Source organism: Alteromonas sp. 38, assembly GCF_902506055.1.
GTDB lineage: Bacteria > Pseudomonadota > Gammaproteobacteria > Enterobacterales > Alteromonadaceae > Alteromonas > Alteromonas lipotrueae.
Genome location: NZ_LR733300.1, coordinates 3,051,087 through 3,066,350, shown reverse-complemented (window position 1 = coordinate 3,066,350; position 15,264 = coordinate 3,051,087). Strand labels below are relative to the sequence as shown.

16 protein-coding genes are annotated in these 15,264 nt (G+C 45.6%); 12 read left to right on the top strand and 4 right to left on the bottom strand.

The genetic code is table 11. The annotated features are described in order from the left end of the window. Positions 1-123 precede the first annotated feature (123 nt). From lpxD to FLAVO9R_RS13275, 10 genes are all read left to right on the top strand, one after another. Positions 124-1,152: a UDP-3-O-(3-hydroxymyristoyl)glucosamine N-acyltransferase gene (gene lpxD / locus FLAVO9R_RS13320; RefSeq protein ID WP_159532067.1), complete on the top strand. Its 1,029-nt coding sequence runs from the start codon at positions 124-126 to the stop codon at positions 1,150-1,152. 135 nt (positions 1,153-1,287) lie between these two features. Then, positions 1,288-2,544, top strand: coding sequence for a serine hydroxymethyltransferase (gene glyA, locus FLAVO9R_RS13315; protein ID WP_159532065.1), 1,257 nt, complete (start codon positions 1,288-1,290; stop codon positions 2,542-2,544). Between the two features lie 83 nt (positions 2,545-2,627). Continuing rightward, positions 2,628-3,077: a transcriptional regulator NrdR gene (gene nrdR / locus FLAVO9R_RS13310; RefSeq protein WP_013783361.1), complete on the top strand. Its 450-nt coding sequence runs from the start codon at positions 2,628-2,630 to the stop codon at positions 3,075-3,077. A 137-nt stretch (positions 3,078-3,214) separates the two neighbouring features. Beyond that, positions 3,215-4,306, top strand: coding sequence for a bifunctional diaminohydroxyphosphoribosylaminopyrimidine deaminase/5-amino-6-(5-phosphoribosylamino)uracil reductase RibD (ribD, locus tag FLAVO9R_RS13305; RefSeq protein WP_159534615.1), 1,092 nt, complete (start codon positions 3,215-3,217; stop codon positions 4,304-4,306). 15 nt (positions 4,307-4,321) lie between these two features. Then, the gene (locus FLAVO9R_RS13300) at positions 4,322-4,984 is read left to right on the top strand and encodes a riboflavin synthase (protein WP_159532063.1); all 663 of its coding nucleotides are present in this window, start codon (positions 4,322-4,324) and stop codon (positions 4,982-4,984) included. Between the two features lie 22 nt (positions 4,985-5,006). Then, the gene (gene ribBA / locus FLAVO9R_RS13295) at positions 5,007-6,107 is read left to right on the top strand and encodes a bifunctional 3,4-dihydroxy-2-butanone-4-phosphate synthase/GTP cyclohydrolase II (RefSeq protein WP_159532061.1); all 1,101 of its coding nucleotides are present in this window, start codon (positions 5,007-5,009) and stop codon (positions 6,105-6,107) included. Positions 6,108-6,330: 223 nt separating this feature from the next. Then, positions 6,331-6,804, top strand: a complete 474-nt coding sequence (gene ribH, locus FLAVO9R_RS13290; protein WP_013783365.1) for a 6,7-dimethyl-8-ribityllumazine synthase — start codon at positions 6,331-6,333, stop codon at positions 6,802-6,804. A 13-nt stretch (positions 6,805-6,817) separates the two neighbouring features. Then, positions 6,818-7,240, top strand: coding sequence for a transcription antitermination factor NusB (gene nusB / locus FLAVO9R_RS13285; RefSeq protein ID WP_013783366.1), 423 nt, complete (start codon positions 6,818-6,820; stop codon positions 7,238-7,240). A 45-nt stretch (positions 7,241-7,285) separates the two neighbouring features. Next, on the top strand, positions 7,286-8,251 hold the full coding sequence (gene thiL, locus FLAVO9R_RS13280; protein ID WP_159532059.1) for a thiamine-phosphate kinase: 966 nt from the start codon (positions 7,286-7,288) through the stop codon (positions 8,249-8,251). 18 nt (positions 8,252-8,269) lie between these two features. Next, positions 8,270-8,770 (top strand): phosphatidylglycerophosphatase A family protein, encoded by a 501-nt coding sequence (locus FLAVO9R_RS13275; protein WP_159532057.1) that lies wholly within the window; start codon positions 8,270-8,272, stop codon positions 8,768-8,770. A gap of 110 nt (positions 8,771-8,880) precedes the next feature. Here the strand turns inward: FLAVO9R_RS13275 and dxs are convergent, their stop codons facing one another. Genes dxs through xseB form a run of 3 tightly spaced genes read right to left on the bottom strand, consistent with a single transcriptional unit; the run spans position 8,881 to position 11,952 of the window. Continuing rightward, entirely contained in the window at positions 8,881-10,758 is a 1,878-nt protein-coding gene (gene dxs, locus FLAVO9R_RS13270; protein ID WP_159532055.1) for a 1-deoxy-D-xylulose-5-phosphate synthase, read from the bottom strand. Between the two features lie 32 nt (positions 10,759-10,790). Then, positions 10,791-11,681 carry a farnesyl diphosphate synthase gene (locus tag FLAVO9R_RS13265; protein ID WP_159532053.1) on the bottom strand — a complete coding sequence of 297 codons (891 nt, stop codon included), beginning with the start codon at positions 11,679-11,681 and terminating at the stop codon, positions 10,791-10,793. 28 nt (positions 11,682-11,709) lie between these two features. Beyond that, the gene (gene xseB, locus FLAVO9R_RS13260; RefSeq protein ID WP_082605035.1) at positions 11,710-11,952 is read right to left on the bottom strand and encodes an exodeoxyribonuclease VII small subunit; all 243 of its coding nucleotides are present in this window, start codon (positions 11,950-11,952) and stop codon (positions 11,710-11,712) included. Between the two features lie 282 nt (positions 11,953-12,234). Between xseB and pomA the strand changes: the two genes are divergently transcribed. Together pomA and FLAVO9R_RS13250 are read left to right on the top strand one after the other, a co-directional pair. Continuing rightward, positions 12,235-12,999, top strand: a complete 765-nt coding sequence (pomA, locus tag FLAVO9R_RS13255; protein ID WP_159532051.1) for a flagellar motor protein PomA — start codon at positions 12,235-12,237, stop codon at positions 12,997-12,999. After that, on the top strand, positions 12,999-13,928 hold the full coding sequence (locus tag FLAVO9R_RS13250) for a flagellar motor protein MotB (protein ID WP_159532049.1): 930 nt from the start codon (positions 12,999-13,001) through the stop codon (positions 13,926-13,928). The genes pomA and FLAVO9R_RS13250 overlap by 1 nt, the downstream gene beginning before the upstream one ends. Before the next feature lie 80 nt (positions 13,929-14,008). Here the strand turns inward: FLAVO9R_RS13250 and FLAVO9R_RS13245 are convergent, their stop codons facing one another. Then, positions 14,009-15,262, bottom strand: coding sequence for an SAM-dependent methyltransferase (locus tag FLAVO9R_RS13245; protein WP_159532047.1), 1,254 nt, complete (start codon positions 15,260-15,262; stop codon positions 14,009-14,011). Positions 15,263-15,264 lie beyond the last annotated feature (2 nt).

Genomic DNA, 15,264 nt, shown 5'->3' with positions numbered 1-15,264 from the left:
ATGGTATTTTGTTCAATTGAAGTAAAAAGAAGGCGAAAAGTACGAATAATACGTCGGTCACCTTCCTAAATTGAGGTAAACTTCACTAGCATACGCTTCAATGAAAAAATAGGTATTCACTGTATGACTGCAATGAACAAACGCCCTTACAGCCTATCGGAACTTGCCAGCCATGTAGGCGGTGTTGTAGAGGGAGACGGCAGTGTCGTTATCTCTGCGGTAGGAACGCTAGCAGGCTCTGCCAGCCATCAAATCTCATTTCTTACTAATCCGAAATATAAATCACAGTTAAGCGATACCTCTGCTGGTGCGGTTATTCTTCACAGCAGTTTAAAAGATAAAGCCCCATGCCCAGCGCTAGTGGTAGACAATCCTCATGTAGCGTTCGCGCGCATTGCACAGCTTTTCGACACTACGCCCGCAGTAGCAAGTGGGATTGCCGACACCGCCGTGATTGCATCGTCGGCCAATATCGGTAGCGATGTGTCGTTAGGCCACAATGTGATTATTGAAGATAACGTGGTGCTAGGTGACCGCGTCACTATTGGTGCCAATTCGGTTATTCGCAAAGGTACGCGCATTGGTGAAGGCAGTGTTATTCATCCTAATGTGACGATTTATCATGACGTGATAATGGGTAAGCGGGTTACGGTGCATAGCCAAACGGTCATTGGTGCAGCGGGCTTTGGCTACGCGAACGATAAAGGCGTATGGCTTCCTATTCCGCAAACTGGTTCTGTTCGCATTGGTGATGACTGTCAAATTGGCGCCAGTAGCAGTATCGATCGCGGAGCTATGGAAGACACCGTTATAGGCACCAACGTCATTATCGACAACCAAGTGCAAGTGGGTCATAACTGCATTATTGGCGATCATTCGTGTATCTGCGGTGCAACCGGTATCGCGGGCAGTTGCCACATTGGAAAGTACGTTGTTATCGGCGGTGGTGTTGGCGTAAACGGCCATATTTCTATTTGCGACAAAGTGCAAGTAACTGGCTACTCCATGATTGTCCAAGATATCACCGAACCAGGGGTTTATTCTTCAGGTCAGCCGGCTACGTCTAATCGAGAATGGAAGCGAAATACTATAAGGCTGCAAAAAATAGGCAGTTTATTTGACCGCGTGAAGGCGCTAGAAAAACAGGTCTGATCTCAATGGAGCGCAGGCGTTACGTTAAACCTGCGCCATTTAAATTAAATTGGTCATAAAGCGGTATACAAGCCCTTGAAAATGACTAGAATATGCCACGAACAAGCCATCAATCAATGCCGTTAAGGAGCCCTCATGTTACCTCGCGAAATGAATATCGCTGACTTTGACCCAGAATTAGCCGAAGCAATGGCGAAAGAAGTTGTCCGTCAGGAACAGCATATCGAACTTATCGCCTCTGAAAACTACTGTAGCCCACGTGTTATGGAAGCTCAGGGCTCTCAGTTAACTAATAAGTATGCTGAAGGTTACCCAGGTAAGCGTTATTACGGCGGTTGTGAACACGTAGACGTAGTAGAGCAATTGGCTATCGATAGAGCAAAAGAGCTTTTCGGTGCAGACTACGCTAACGTGCAACCTCACTCAGGTTCACAAGCTAACTCTGCGGTATTCATGGCATTGCTTGATGCTGGCGATACTGTATTAGGTATGAGCCTTTCTGAAGGTGGTCATTTAACGCATGGTTCTCACGTAAACTTTTCGGGTAAGACCTACAATGCCGTTCAGTATGGCTTGAACCACGAAACGGGCGAAATCGATTACGAACAAGTTGCCGCGTTAGCAGAAGAACATAAACCAAAAATGATTATTGGCGGTTTCTCTGCTTATTCGGGTGTTGTTGATTGGGCAAAATTTCGGGAAATCGCCGACAGTGTAGGCGCTTTCCTGTTAGTTGATATGGCGCACGTTGCAGGTTTGATTGCTGCGGGTGTTTATCCTAATCCACTCCCACATGCACATGTAGTAACTACAACGACACATAAGACCCTAGCGGGCCCACGTAGCGGACTAATCTTGTCTGCCTGTGGTGACGAAGCCATTTATAAAAAGCTTCAAAGCTCAGTATTCCCAGGCAATCAAGGCGGTCCTTTGTGTCATGTTATTGCAGCAAAAGCAGTAGCGTTTAAAGAAGCACTTCAGGCAGACTTTAAAGAATACCAAACACAGGTTGTTGCGAACGCAAAAGCGATGGTGGCGGTAATGCAAGAACGCGGATACAAAATTGTATCTAATGGTACTGAAAACCATTTGTTCCTGTTAGATCTTATTGATAAAGATATTACGGGTAAAGATGCTGATGCTGCCCTTGGTGCGGCTAACATTACTGTCAACAAGAACTCGGTTCCTAACGATCCTCGCTCACCGTTTGTTACAAGTGGATTGCGTATCGGTAGCCCAGCAATTACACGTCGTGGCTTTAAAGAAGAACAAGCCAAACAAGTCGCTACATGGATTTGTGATGTGTTAGATAATATGGGTGATGACAGCGTTATTGACCGTGTTAAAAGTGAAGTGGTTGCACTTTGTGAACAGTTCCCTGTTTACGCGTAAGCAACCGATATAAGGTAGTTACCGCGCGTTAGTCTATACAAACACAGGCTAACGCGTAGTAAATAGTAAGTTAAGGATCGCTCATGTTTTGCCCCTTTTGTTCAGCACAAGAAACAAAAGTGATTGACTCTCGCCTAGTGGCAGAGGGGCATCAGGTGCGCCGGCGTCGTGAATGCGCAATGTGTCATGAACGTTTTACTACCTTCGAAAGTGCAGAACTCGTAATGCCGCGTGTTATTAAACGTGATGGTTCACGAGAGCCTTTCAACGAAGATAAGCTTCGTGCAGGCTTACAGCGCGCGCTAGAAAAACGCCCAGTGAGTACAGAAAAAGTTGAACAGTGTATCTTGTCGCTTAAGTCAGAGCTTCGGGCAACCGGCGAACGAGAAGTGGGGAGTGAACTGTTAGGCAACCTTATTATGAAAGCGCTCAAAGAGCTAGATAAGGTCGCTTATGTGCGGTTTGCCTCTGTTTATCGTTCCTTTGAAGATATCCGAGAGTTTGGTGAGGAAATAGCCAGACTAGGGGATTAACCACGGGATATGCAGTGTCAATTAATACTACCCATGCTCATATAAATAGCGGCTCAAATACCGACGTAGGCAAAAATCACAGTAGCAGTTCAACCAGTGACTTGCCGAGTAAGGCCGTAGAAATTGACTATTATTGGATGGCCAAAGCCATTCGGCTGGCGCAAAAAGGCCGATATACTACTTCTCCTAACCCCCGTGTTGGCTGTGTCATTGTTAATAATAACAATGAATCTATTGGCCAAGGCTTTCATGTCCAAGCCGGTACGCCTCATGCCGAAGTTCATGCCCTTCGTGAAGCAGGTAAAAGCGCAAAAGGTGCTACGGCCTATGTGACTTTAGAGCCATGTAGCCATTATGGACGAACGCCCCCCTGTGCTGAAGCACTTATAAAAGCACAAGTGTCGCGGGTGGTTATTGCCATGACTGATCCGAACCCCAATGTTAGCGGTAATGGTATTCGCATGTTACAAGATGCGGGCATTGAGGTCTCATCCGATATTATGTCGGCAGAATCTGCCGCGTTGAACCCGGGTTTTATCAAGCGAATGTTAACTGGCAAACCTTATGTGCGAGTGAAATTAGGTATAAGTGTGGATGGAAAAATTGCCCTTCAAAATGGTAACAGTCAATGGATAACTGGGCCAGAAGCTAGAAGAGATGTGCAGCATTACCGTGCACAAAGCTGCGCGGTGTTAACAGGCTCGGGAACGGTAAAAGCCGATAATCCTAGTCTATTAGTCAGATCAGGCGAAGCGAAGTTCACTGATTACCCATTGGAGGCTATTCGCCAGCCAGTGCGGATAATTGTGAATAGTGCCGATGATCTTTCAAGGGACTACACGTGCATGAACGATGGTCATCCAACCTTCGTGGTATCTACCCAAAATAGCGCCGATACTGACAATCGCCAACACCTAACCGTTGATGCGATGAACGGTAAAGTGGATATCAGTAAATTGATGCTGCAGTTAGGCGACATGCAGTTTAACGAAGTGTGGGTAGAGGCAGGACCAGGTTTGGTTGGCGCATTACTGATGGCCGGTGAAGTAGATGAACTCATCTGTTATCAAGCACCTAAGCTATTGGGAGACAAAGGGGTGAGTATGGTATCTTTACCCACCTTTACCGAATTGAATCAAGCTATTGAATTGTCGCTGATTGAAAGTCGACAAATAGGTAACGATATTAAGCTTCGTTACCTTCTTAACACCCTTAACGCGCCTCAATAGCCTTATAGGAACATTATGTTTACTGGAATTATTCAAGCTTTAGGCAAGATTACCAAACTCGATAACCGAGGTAGTGACATACGGTTAACGGTTTCATCAACTACACTGGATATGGCCGATGTAGCGCTTGGTGATAGTATTGCTACCAACGGGGTATGCCTTACCGTAACTGATATGGGTAGCGATTATTATTGCGCTGATGTATCGGCTGAAACCATAAAACTTACCGGGTTTGCCCATTACGGCACGGGCTCTACTGTGAACCTTGAAAAGGCAATGCGACCCACTGACAGACTGGGCGGACACATTGTTTCAGGTCACGTCGATGGCGTGGGCGAGATCAGTAAAATTATAAAACACACCGACTATGTTGAATTTTGGGTAAAAGCACCTACATCTTTAGCCAAGTACATTGCTCATAAGGGCAGCATCACTGTTGATGGGGTGAGCCTTACGGTGAATGAAGTCAACGGTGCTGAGTTTATGCTGTGGATAATTCCCCATACGCTGAAAGAAACGGTGATGGGACATTACGACGTTGGCAGCGCCGTAAATTTAGAAGTAGATGTAATAGCACGTTACCTTGAACGCTTAATGATGGGTGATAAAGCAGCCTCACCTATATCAAAAGACATTGATATGGCATTTTTGGCTGAGAACGGATTTTTGAGAAAGTAACCCTACAAGAAGTATAAAAACTATGGCATTTAACACCTCGAAAGAAATTATTGAAGACATTCGTCAAGGTAAAATGGTTATCTTGATGGATGATGAAGATCGTGAAAACGAAGGCGATCTTATTATGGCAGCAGAACATGTAACGCCAGAAGCCATTAACTTTATGGTAACGCACGCCAGAGGTTTAGTTTGCCTGCCGATGACCGAAGCACGCTGCAGACGCCTTAATCTTCCGTTAATGGTGGATAAAAACGAAGCGCAGTTTTCGACAAACTTCACCGTATCGATTGAAGCGGCAACAGGCGTTACTACTGGTATTTCAGCGGCTGATCGGGCTGTAACTATTAAGGCTGCTGTTGCCAAAGAAGCGAAAGCTACCGACATTGTTCAGCCAGGGCATATTTTCCCGCTAATAGCTAAAGAAGGCGGCGTATTAAACCGCGCAGGGCATACCGAAGCGGGAGTCGATTTGCCACGCTTAGCAGGGTTAGAGCCGGCCGGTGTTATCGTTGAAATCTTAAATGAAGACGGCTCAATGGCTCGTCGACCAGAGCTTGAGAAATTCGCTGAAAAACACGGCCTTAAAATTGGCACCATTGCCGATTTAATCGAGTACAGAAATTTAAACGAAACTACCATTGAAAAGGTCGCTCAGTGCAACCTACCTACAGAATATGGTGATTTCGAGCTTCATACTTTCAAAGACAGTATTGATAATCAGCTACACTTTGCTTTGAAGAAAGGGGAAGTTAGCGCTGAGAATCCAACATTAGTTCGCGTGCATCTTCACAATACCTTCAGTGATTTGCTGGGTTCTACCCGTGGTATTCATCGTTCGCTTACCTTATCTGAAGGTATGCAAAAAATTGCTGATGAAGGCGGTGTTCTGGTATTGCTTGGTAAAGATGAGCAAATTGAACAACAGGTTCGCCGCTTTGCTGCAGAAGATAGAGGCGAGCGTCCAACTGGTGCTGATTGGCAGGGCTCGTCACGTACTATTGGTGTAGGTAGCCAAATTTTAGCCTCTATTGGCGTTCAGAAAATGCGCTTACTAAGCAAGCCTATTAAGTACCATGCCTTATCAGGCTATGGCCTAGAAGTAGTTGAGTACGTTCACGACTGAGCAGTTTATAAAGGAGGGGGAGTGCCTGCCGCAAACACGCGGTGAATACATCCATGTACGCTCCGCCACCGCATCCATGCGGTGGAGGGTTTACGGCAGGCACTCCCCCTCCTTATCACTTGGCTGCGACTAATGAACTAAGTAGCAGAGTAAAAGAAACAATCGATTTAGTTTGGGCGTAGTTGTGGTATACTTCGCGCCGTTTTTCTCGAGGAATGAAATCATGCAAGTAGTTGAAGGTAATATCAGAGCGACCGGTAAGAAGATTGCTATTGTTGTTGCACGCTTTAATAGCTTTGTTGTTGAGAGCTTATTGGAAGGCGCACTAGACACATTAGACCGTCACGGCGAAGTGAATGAAGACGATATCACAGTGGTTCGTGTTCCAGGTGCTTATGAGTTGCCTATTGTTGCTAAGAAACTTGCTGAGAAAAAATCTTTTGACGCCATTATTGCACTAGGTGCGGTAATTCGTGGCGGCACACCTCATTTTGACTTTGTTGCAGGCGAATGTAACAAAGGCCTAGCGCAAGTATCGCTAGAATACGGTGTACCGGTATCTTTTGGCGTTATCACTACAGATTCTATTGAACAGGCTATCGAACGTTCCGGAACCAAAGCAGGCAACAAAGGCGCGGAAGCAGCCCTTGGTGCGCTTGAAATGGTTAACGTTATCGATGCTGTTGAAAAGCTTTAAGGTAAAAAATTAAGTGAAAGTTTCAGCTCGTCGTAAAGCCCGTGAACTTGCCCTTCAAGGCATCTATTCATGGCAAATGAGTCATAACGATATTCAGCAAATTGAACTGGCGCTTGCGACCAGTAACGATATGAAGAAAGTTGATATGGCTTATTTTCAGGCACTGCTTCGCGGTGTGGCGCACAGCGCTAGCCACTTAGATACGACTATCAAGCCGTATTTGGGCCGTTTGCCTGAAGAACTAGATGCAATCGAAAAGGCTATTTTACGCATTGCGACACTGGAACTTACAGAGCGTAAAGATGTGCCTTATCGCGTAATTATTAATGAAGCGATTGAACTTGCGAAGTCTTTCGGGGCCGAAGAAAGTCATAAATTCATCAATGGTGCGCTTGATAAAGCGGTTCGCTCGTTGCGTAAAGACGAACGCGATTAACCTTGTACAGTGGCATTGGATGTCACAAGGGTTTAATAGACTATCGTGAAAGAATTTGATCTTATCGGCCGCTACTTCTCTGATGGTGGCCACACTCGTAAAGACGTTGTTATTGGTATTGGTGATGATTGCGCCGTAACTAACGTTCCTAGTAACCAACAACTTGCCGTTACTACTGATACCTTGGTAGCCGGCGTGCACTTCCTAGAAGATGCGCCAGCAAAATCAGTGGCGTATAAAACCGTAGCCGTCAATTTAAGCGATTTAGCCGCCATGGGCGCTGAACCCGCGTGGATCAGCTTATCGTTGTCATTGCCAAGCGTGAAAGATGAGTGGCTCAGCGAGTTCGTAGATGGTTTGTATGAGCTTACGCAGTACTATTCTGTGCAGTTGATTGGTGGCGATACCGTTAAAGGCCCAATGGCCATGACCATTACGGCGCAGGGGTTTATTCCACCCGGCTCCGAACTAACCCGCAGTAATGCAAAACCCGGCGACTGGGTCTACGTTACAGGGACGTTAGGTGATGCTGGTGCTGGCTTAGATATTCTGCAGAATAAGCTCACTGTGGCCGGGGAAGCGCGAGATGTGCTTATTAATCGCCATTATTACCCTACGCCTCGGGTAGCAATGGGAACGGCTCTTCGTCGTATTGCTTCATCATGTATTGATGTGTCTGATGGCTTAATTTCTGATTTAGGCCATATACTGAAAGCATCAGGCTGTGGTGCAAATGTGCACGTTGATAAGCTCCCTTTATCGAGAGCGTTAACCAGTGCAGTTGATAATGCCCAAGCTATCGAATATGCACTGTCAGCAGGCGACGACTATGAACTTATCTTTACCGTAGGCGAAGAACAGCGAGGCAACTTTGAAACCTCAATGGGCAGTAGTAGCGTGAAAGCCACTTGTATTGGTCAGTTGACTGGTCAAGTCGGTCAGCTTTTTTTGTTAAAAGATAATCAGCCGTTCACACCAACCAATGAAAATGGTTACGAGCATAGTTTCTAGAAGCTAACAGAGCATTATATGCAAAAAGAATATCGCGCTAGAATTAGCATGAAGAATCCAGTGCACTTTTTAGCGCTTGGGTTTGGTAGCGGACTTGTTCCGTTTATGCCCGGCACATTTGGTTCGGCAGCTGCGCTTCCACTGTTAATGTTGTCTGCGAATATGCCAGTGATAGCGTTTATCGCTTTCACCGTTTTTGCCTCAATTATTGGTATTTATCTGTGCGGAAAAACTGCTGATGATATGCAGGTGCACGATCATGGTTCTATTGTGTGGGATGAAGTGGCGGGTATGTTTATTACCTTTTTATTTGTACCCATCACGGCGCCGTCTCTGTTAGCAGGGTTTGTTCTGTTTCGTATATTCGATATTTTAAAGCCTTGGCCAATAGGGCCTATCGATAAGCGCTTACACGGCGGTACAGGCATTATGCTTGATGATATAGTGGCAGGCGCAATGGCGTGTGCTTGCTTACATATCATGATGCTAGTATGGCCGGCATTTACCACCTTGTTTTAGTATCGGGCTGATGTAAGCTAGCTTGTTCATACGTCAAAGAATCATAAATACTAAAAAGCCCGCTAATGCGGGCTTTTTATATAAAGGCTAGTTAGAAAGAAAGCAATTAGCTAGCTTTGTAAGCTTTTAAGAGTAGCGCTAATACCTTCGGCATCCAGCCCATGTTCTTTGTACATTTCTTGCTGCGTACCTTGTAAAATAAAGCTATCAGGAAGCCCTAATGTACGAACCGGTTTCATAATACCTTGTTGTTGCAAGTACTCAAGTACACCAGAGCCCGCACCACCAGCTATGCACCCATCTTCTAAGGTAATAAGTATATCGTGTTCACTAGCCGCTTTTTCAATAGCCTGGCCGTCCAGGGGCTTTACAAACCGCATATCAATAACCGTAGCATCCACCGCTTCGGCAGCGGCTAATGCATTAGGTAAGAGTGTGCCAAAATTCAATATTGCTGCTTTTTTCGATGGTTTACCGCTAATGGCACGGCTAACCTTCGATTTACCAATAGGTAACTCGGTCATTGCGGTGTCAGGGGTAATACCCATTCCAGAACCACGAGGGTAGCGTACCGCAGCAGGTTTTTGCGCTTTGTGACCCGTGTATAGCATTTGTCTACATTCATTTTCATCAGACGGAGCCATGACAATCATATTCGGTATGCAGCGTAAAAAGGCAATATCAAACGCACCTTGGTGAGTAGGGCCATCAGCACCTACAATTCCAGCACGGTCCACGGCAAATAAAACAGGCAAGTCTTGCAATGCGACATCGTGAATAAGCTGATCGTACGCACGCTGTAAAAAGGTTGAGTAGATGGCAACCACCGGGTTACAACCATCGCGAGCTAAACCCGCAGCGAAGGTAACCGCATGTTGTTCTGCAATGGCTACATCAAAGTATTGTCTGGGGTATTGCTGCGAAAACGCGACCATACCAGAGCCTTCACGCATGGCGGGTGTAATCGCCATCAATTTAGGGTCTTGCGCTGCCATATCGCACAACCAATTGCCAAAAATAGCAGAAAAAGTAGGCGCTGAAGGTTTCGCTTTTGGTAACGCGTTATCGGCAGGGTTGAATTTAGGCACTGCGTGGAATTTAATCGGGTCCTTTTCAGCAAGGGCGTAGCCTTTACCTTTCTTAGTGACCACGTGAAGCAGTTGTGGGCCTTTGAATTTGCGCATATTACGCAAAGTATCTACAACGGCATCGACATCATGGCCATCAATAGGGCCAATGTAATTAAAGCCAAGCTCTTCAAAGATAGTGCCGGGCACTACCATGCCTTTAAGGTGTTCTTCTGCGCGACTAGCAAACTCTTTAATGGGAGGTACGTTGCTTAATAACTTCTTAGAACCGTCACGAATAGAGTTAAATACATTACCTGTAAGTAAGCGTGCAAGGTGGCTATTAAGGGCTCCTACGTTTTCAGAGATAGACATTTCGTTGTCGTTTAACACCACAACCATATCTTTATTGATATCGCCTGCGTGATTCATCGCTTCAAATGCCATGCCTGCGGTAATCGCGCCATCGCCAATAACGGCAACCACTTTACGATTTTTGCCCTCTTGCTCGGCGGCAACAGCCATCCCGAGCGCAGCACTAATTGAAGTCGAAGAGTGACCCACCGCAAAAGTGTCGTAGTCGCTTTCAGGAGGCCAAGGGAAGGGATGTAACCCGTCTTTTTGTCGAATAGTCGACATTTGAGTGGCTCGGCCAGTCAGAATTTTATGGGGGTAGGCCTGATGGCCCACGTCCCAGATTAATCTGTCTACAGGGGTATTATAAATATAATGCAAAGCAACGGTAAGCTCTACCGTGCCTAAGCCCGATGCAAAGTGCCCACTGGTTTGGCTTACACTATTTAGTAAATATTCTCGTAATTCATCTGACAACTCACGCAATTTATCTTGCGGTAACTGTCTTAACTTATCCGGCGTTTGCGCAATAGCAAGCGTGGGGTAATGTTGGAGGTCTAAACTCATTATTTATTATCTTTTTCAACATGGTTGCAGAACTAATGGTCTCGTTTTACCAATAGTTCGCTAAACGCAATTAAACTGTCTGTATTGTAGGGTAAACGAGCCAAGGCTTGAAGGGCATTCTGATGCAGCTTATCAAGTTCTCGTTTTGCGCCTTCGATGCCAAGCTTGGCAGGAAAGGTATTTTTACCCAAAGCAATGTCAGAGCCTGCTGGCTTTCCTAATTGCTCACTATTACCTTCTACGTCCAGAATGTCATCTTGGACTTGAAATGCAAGGCCAATATCGTCAGCGTAGGCTAATAAGTCTGCTTTACTGCCACTATCAAGGTCTTGAGAAACAATAGATACCATTTCAATACATGCACGAAGTAGCGCGCCGGTTTTCAAATTGTGTAGACGCTTGAGCTGCTCAAGGCTTATTTCTTCGCCCGTGCTGGCTAAATCGATAGCTTGCCCGCCACACATGCCGCGATAGCCTGCGGCGCGCGCTAATACAGAAAGTAACTCGCCACGTTTATTGGTTGCGAATTCACTCAGCGGCGCGTCTGCCAATGTACTAAAAGCGAGGGCTTGCAAAGCATCACCGGCTAATATTGCGGTGGCTTCATCGAATGCAATATGACAAGTTGGTTGGCCGCGACGCAGATCGTCGTCGTCCATGGCTGGCAAGTCATCGTGTACAAGCGAGTAAGCATGCACACACTCAATTGCCATACTGATAGCCATTTGATCGCCTTTAGGCACATCCAGGGTGTTGCCGATAACTTGAACCAGTAAAGGTCGCATGCGTTTACCGCCCACCAACAACGCATGACGCATTGCTTCTTTAAGCCGCGGTGCGTCGTCGGGAAGGTCATCAATAAGCGTATTTAACGACGTATCGGTCTGCTGCTTAACTTGCTGATGCAATGCAGTGAAATTCATATTGTACCTGTTTGTTGCGACACGAGGCTTAAGGTTGCTCGTCTTCAGGAAGAGGGTGTAATGCGCTTTCACCTTGCTCATTAAGCAAAATTTTAACTTTTTGTTCTGCTTGCTCTAACGATTTCTGGCCTTCGCGAGAAAGGGCAATGCCTCGCTCGAATTTTTCAAGTGCAACGTTTAATGGCAACTCACCGTTTTCCATCTCATTGACTATGGCATCTAATTCGGTAAGGGTTTCCTCAAACGAGGGAGAATCTGTCTTTTTCGTCACAATAGCACTCAATTTTAGGCGTTTCTTGGGATTACGCGCACATTAACTGAGGGTAGCCAATGGGTCAAATGGTTTGTCAACATATGCCCTATTGCTACTATCTATGATAAAGCATTGTGACCTAGGCGCTGCCATCAAAACTGCTGCTTAAAGTTCGACTAACGTCATTATGTCTACAATAATTAAGGCAATTTGCGATAATCTTGTTATAGAAATTCTATACAATGCCGATAGAATACGAGTAATAGTTATGCAGCGTCTGCAAAAAATGAGGAAGAGTGAGTGGATTTAGCAACCGTCATAGGTATGTTGGGCGCCATCGGCTTTGTAGTAATGGCCATGGTTATGGGTGGCAGTATTGCCATGTTCATCAACGTACCGTCTATCTTGATCGTATTTGGTGGCACCCTTTTCGTTATTTTATCCCAATACACTTTAGGGCAGTTCTTTGGTGCAGGTAAAATTGCAGGCAAAGCATTCATGTTCAAAATTGATACGCCTGAAGATCTTATCGAAAAAATTGTTGAGATGGCAGATGCAGCGCGTAAAGGCGGTTTCCTTGCATTGGAAGAAGCTGAAATAGAAAACCCGTTTATGCAAAAAGGCGTAGACATGCTGGTTGATGGTCACGACATAGAAGTGGTCAGAGAAACCTTAGCGAAAGATATCTCTATGACCACCGAGCGACACGAGTTTGGTGCCACCATATTTAAAGGCATGGGTGATATCGCACCAGCGATGGGAATGATTGGAACTCTGATTGGCCTGGTGGCCATGCTTTCTAACATGGATGATCCTAAATCGATTGGGCCGGCGATGGCGGTAGCACTATTAACCACCTTGTATGGTGCATTTCTTGCCAACATTATTTGCCTACCCATGGCGGTAAAGCTCGGTAACCGCGCACAAGAAGAAAAGCTTAACCAAATGCTAGTGCTCGATGGCATTGTCGGGATTGCCGATGGGCAAAACCCGCGTGTAATTGAAGGTATACTGAAAAACTATTTGGCGGCAAGTAAACGCGGTACGGGCGCTGAGGATGAATAATGGCTGAAGAAGAGTGCCCAAAATGTCCTCCCGAGGGGCTTCCTGCATGGATGGGGACCTTCGCGGATCTTATGTCGCTATTGATGTGCTTCTTTGTGCTCTTACTTTCGTTTTCAGAAATGGATGTACTGAAGTTTAAGCAAATCGCGGGCTCTATGAAGTTTGCCTTCGGTGTACAAAACAAAATTGAAGTTAAGGACATTCCTAAAGGCACCAGTGTTATTGCTATGGAGTTTAGGCCTGGTCGTCCAGATCCGTCGCCCATCGACACTATTCAGCAACAAACAATTGAAATGACCCAGCAGATGCTGGAGTTTCAAGCGGGTGATGAAGACTCATCAGGCGGTAGGCAGAAGCAACGGGGTGAGCAACGCGGGGGGCAGTCACAGCAAACGGCCACTGATCAGTCGTCCTCGGAGTCGCAAAGTTCAGATCAAACTCAAACTGCTGAGTTAATGAAAAAAGTGGCGCAGCAGCTACAAAAGCAAATTCTCGATGGCGCAGTAGAGTTAGAGTCTTTGGGTCAGCAGCTGACTATTCGCATTAGAGAGAACGGTTCGTTTTCTGCAGGTTCTGCATTTTTACAACCTCAATTCCAGCCTATCTTACGCAAAATTGGGGTGTTGTTAGCAGATGTTCCAGGGGAAATAGAAATCTCAGGGCACAGTGACGGACAACACATTGCTAATGAACTCTATCGTTCTAATTGGGATTTATCGTCTCAGCGTGCCGTAGCCGTAGCCGAGGCCATGCGAACAGCGCCGGGGTTCGATGAAAGCAGAATGTCTGTAGTCGGCAAGGCTGATACCGACCCCATGGTGGAAGAGGCGACAACGCCTGCCGATAGAGCAAGAAACAGACGGGTAGAGATTAATATTAATCAAGGTAAACCCATGACCTCCCAACCTATATCCGTGGTTGATGAATAGGTTACTAAACCGAACACAAAATCAAAAAGGGCGAATCAGATGATTCGCCCTTTTGGTTTGAAGTTGTCTTTCGTATGCAACTAGCGTTGCAATGCCTCCCTGTGATGCGGCTTAGATATTACCAATTGCACAGTGCTAATGGTTCTTTCTAAAAAACCGCCTTCACAGTATTTTAAATAGTAAATCCACATTCGCATGAAACGTTCATCGTAACCGTCGTTTAGTAACGCTTCTTTGGCGCTAATAAAGGCCTCGTACCAATGATTTAGGGTTTGGGCGTAATCTAACCCGATATCATGCAGATCTCTAATCATCATGTCGCTATAGCGCTTTAAATGAGAGTTTAATTGATATTGCGAGGGTAAGAATCCACCGGGGAATATGTATTTTTGAATGAAGTCCACACTATTGGCGTAACTCTCGTAACGTCTATCGTCAATAGTAATGGATTGAAGCAACATCAGCCCATCGTCTTTCAATAACGATGAACACTTTTCAAAAAAGTTACCTAAGTAATCTTTCCCAACGGCTTCAATCATTTCTATTGAAACCAGCTTGTCGTATTTACCTTCTAATAGGCGATAGTCTTTTTTCAGCAAGGTGACTTTGTCAGATACCAGTTCGCGGTCAATCCATTGCTCTGCCCACGCATATTGCTCTTCAGAGATAGTTGTGGTGGTCACGTTACAACCATAATGCTTGGCAGCATATACCGCCAAACCGCCCCAGCCAGTGCCAATTTCTAAAAGGTGGTCACTTTGGGTTAACTGAAGCTTGTCACAAATTGTTTTAAGTTTGTGATTTTGCGCCTCTTCTAAACTGGCATTCACATCAGGATAAATCGCCGATGAATACATCATCGTATTATCTAAAAAGCGAGTATAGAGTTTATTACCTAAATCGTAATGGGCTTCAATATTTTTCTTGGCTTGGTCTTGTGTATTGCGGCGGGCAAAGTGCTGAATTTTTAAAATAGGCATGGAAATCCATTTGAACTTGTTTTCCCATGCGTCAAGGGTAGATAAATTGCGCGCAAATATTTGCACCACTGCCGTCACATTATCGCTTTCCCACAGACCATCCATGTAGGCTTCACCTGCACCTACACTGCCGCCCAATAATAATTGGCGATACGCTTTCACGTCTTTGAAATTAATCGTAGCGTGCAAATCGTCATTGGGGTTACCCAGTGAAGAGATCGTGCTGCCATTTTCCATAATGGTAAGTGAACCATGTGGAAGTTTCTCTAAACACTTTAAAAATGCGCGCCTACATACCTTGTCTAAAAGAGACGCTTCTGACGGGGTACTAAATACAGATTCACCGGAAGACATGT